A 3003-nucleotide genomic window follows, 5' to 3' on the forward strand; every position below is an offset into this window, starting at 1 on the left:
AAATGCCTCTATATCCTATGATAGATGATAGAATGATAACAGAATCATCAAAAGACAATAATGCTCATATCTGGAATTCTAAATTAAATGAATGCGGATGGGAATTATATCTTGGTAAATTATATAAAGGTGAAGTTCCAATTTATGCAGCACCAGGAAGAGAAACAAATCTTGTAGGAATTCCACCAACCATAACTTTCGTAGGAGATTTAGAGCCTTTTAGAGATGAAACAATTGAATATATGGAAAAGCTAAAAAAAGCAGGGGTTCCTACTGAATTTAAAATATTTAAAGGGTGTTATCATGGATTTGATGCTGTAAATCCTAAAGCGAAAATCAGCAAAGACGCACATGAGTTTTTATTAAAAGGATTTAAATATGCAGTTGAAAATTATTTTAAAATATAAATTAAATAAGAAAATAAACTATATTCATTTCAAATATAGTTTGTTTTTTTTATAAATTAATTGCAATTTACTAGACCTAAATATATTATTAATAATAACTTAAAGATGCAAAGGAGAAAGAAGATGAAAATACGAGAAATAGAAAAAAGAGATAATGAAGGTGTAGAAAAACTTATAAGGACATGTTTAATAGAGTTTGGAGCAAATAAACCTGGCTTTGCTTGGACAGATCCACAATTAGGTAGATTTTATGAACTTTATCAAGCTCCTAAATCAAAGTATTGGGTAGTGGAAGAGGATGGACAAATTGTTGCAGGATGTGGAATAGGCCCTGTAGAAGGAGTTAAAGATACATGTGAACTTCAAAAGATGTATTCATTAAAGGAGTATAGAGGATGTGGCATTGCTAAGAAATTATTAGAGTTATCAATAGAGTATGCAAAGGAAAATTATAAGGCATGCTATTTGGAAACTTTAAGCAGCATGGTTGCAGCAAATAAGTTTTATGTTAAGAATGGTTTTGAGAAATTAGATGGACCAATAATAGAATCAGAACATTTTGCTTGTGATAGTTGGTATTTAAAGAGATTATAAATGAGACTTAATTCAGGTGGAATTTTGGCTCCATCTGAATTTTTAGTCGAATTTATCTAGGAGCGTGTAAATGAAAAAAAGAACAACAAAGATTGTAATAGCACTTTTTTATTTATTATTGATTTTTATTTTAATAATAAAGACCATGCCTATTTGGAAACCTATTAAAATAAAAAATAATATAACATATGGTGTACCAACAGAAAAAGAGTATTTATTAGATAATTTTATAAGCCAAAAATTAACTGATAAAGATGGAGGCATAAAAACAAATTATTTAAATAAAGCAAATGAAGGAATTATAACGCGAGGTGATAATGTTCTTTCCGAGTCAGAAGGATTTATGCTTTTATATTATCTTGAAGAAAATAATAGAGAAAAATTTAATGATACATATAGTTTTATTAAAGATAAAATGATTTTAAATAATGGTCTTATAAGTTGGAGGTTAGATAATAGAGAGAAGAATCCATCAACAGCTACTATTGATGATTTAAGAATAATTAAGGCCTTACTTTTAGGAAGTGAAAAATGGGGCAGTATATATTATAAATATGAAGCTGTAGAGTTAGCTAATAGTGTATATGAAAATTTAAAGAATAAAGATCTATTAGTAGATTATAAAGGAAGTAATATAGTTACATTATCGTACATAGATATACAAGCATTACAGTATCTTTCAGAAATTGATTCTAAATGGAATAAAATATATAAAAAATCTCAAACAGTGCTTAATAATGGGTATATAAGCAACGAGTTTCCTTTATATAAGGAAGAATATAATATAGAAACGGGAAAATATGATAACTTAGATTATGTAAATACATTAAATACAACAATAATAGTTTTAAATAAACTTGGTGCAGGTGAAAATGTAGAACCTACTGTTAATTGGTTTACAAAAGAATTAAAAGAAAATGGAGCTATTTATGCAAAATATAATATAGCATCTGGAAAAAGTATAACTGATGTTCAATCAACAGCTGTATATGCTAATTTGATACAAATAGCAAGAATTACAAATAATGAAGAACTATATAAATTAGCTTTACAAAAGTTCTATGATTTTCAAGTTTTAAATAAAGATAGTGGAATTTATGGAGCTTTTGGAAATGCGAATACATTATCTGTATACTCTTTTGACAATGTAAATGCATTACTAGCATTTAGAAGTTTAAAAGTTTAAAATAATTAAAACAGGAATTAAGAAAGAAATCTTTAGAAGGATTTCTTTTTTTATTTCAGTTTACTAAAATTGCAATTTATGTATAATAAATATATAGTAAAGAATGGTAATTAAGGCACGAGTGATTTGAAGGAGAAGAAATGAGAGAAAGTATACAGTTAATTAGCATCAGATATGCAGGGTTATTTTTTAGCATAGTAGATATTATTGTTTTAAAAGATAACTTTAAAGTGGGAAGTGTAGTATTTCTTTTGTTATTTATTTTAAATAATAACTTAAGAGTTTTTTATTTAAAGAAGGAAAAAAGTTTGATTCTTTCTATAATTTTAGAATTTATTTTAGTTTTTATTGGAGTAAGAATGTTTAGAGCTGAAAGCTTATTTTTATTAATTGGAGTAAGTATTGATATTTTTGCTATAGAGAATGAATATATTAGATATGGGTTTTTAATTTTTGATGTTCTTTTTTGTCTTGGGTTAGATAAAAATCCATTATACACATTAATTTTAATTATGGTACTAGCTGTTTTAAGTTATATAAAAAAGCTTTATGAAAGTAAGTTAGAAGCTCAAAACCTTTATGATAAATTAAGAGTTTCAGAAGAGAAGCTTCTTTTAGCTAATAAAGAATTAGAAGGTTATGCTCTTTCTATAGAAGAATTAACTCTTTTAAAGGAAAGAAATAGAATATCTAGAGAGATTCATGATAGTGTGGGACATAGTCTTTCTACAGCAATGATTCAACTTAATGCAATGGAGGCCCTTCTTAAAAAAGAAGAAAATCCAGTAGGAGAAATGGCAGGTAATTTAAGAAGTT

Annotated in this window: 4 protein-coding genes; all 4 read left to right on the forward strand. The window is 26.6% G+C overall.

Annotation, left to right across the window (positions count from 1 at the left end):
* Positions 1–407, forward strand: a 407-nt coding sequence (locus Q0W06_RS19520; protein WP_297639823.1) for an alpha/beta hydrolase fold domain-containing protein, incomplete at its 5' end; no start/stop codon positions are given.
* 123 nt (positions 408–530) lie between these two features.
* Positions 531–1001: a GNAT family N-acetyltransferase gene (locus Q0W06_RS19525; RefSeq protein ID WP_297639826.1), complete on the forward strand. Its 471-nt coding sequence runs from the start codon at positions 531–533 to the stop codon at positions 999–1001.
* 70 nt (positions 1002–1071) lie between these two features.
* Positions 1072–2187 carry a glycosyl hydrolase family 8 gene (locus tag Q0W06_RS19530; RefSeq protein ID WP_297639830.1) on the forward strand — a complete coding sequence of 372 codons (1116 nt, stop codon included), beginning with the start codon at positions 1072–1074 and terminating at the stop codon, positions 2185–2187.
* Between the two features lie 140 nt (positions 2188–2327).
* Positions 2328–3003: histidine kinase dimerization/phosphoacceptor domain-containing protein (locus Q0W06_RS19535; RefSeq protein WP_297639832.1), on the forward strand; the 676-nt coding region annotated here is incomplete at its 3' end.

Source organism: uncultured Clostridium sp., assembly GCF_947072515.1.
Taxonomy (GTDB): Bacteria; Bacillota; Clostridia; order Clostridiales; family Clostridiaceae; genus Clostridium.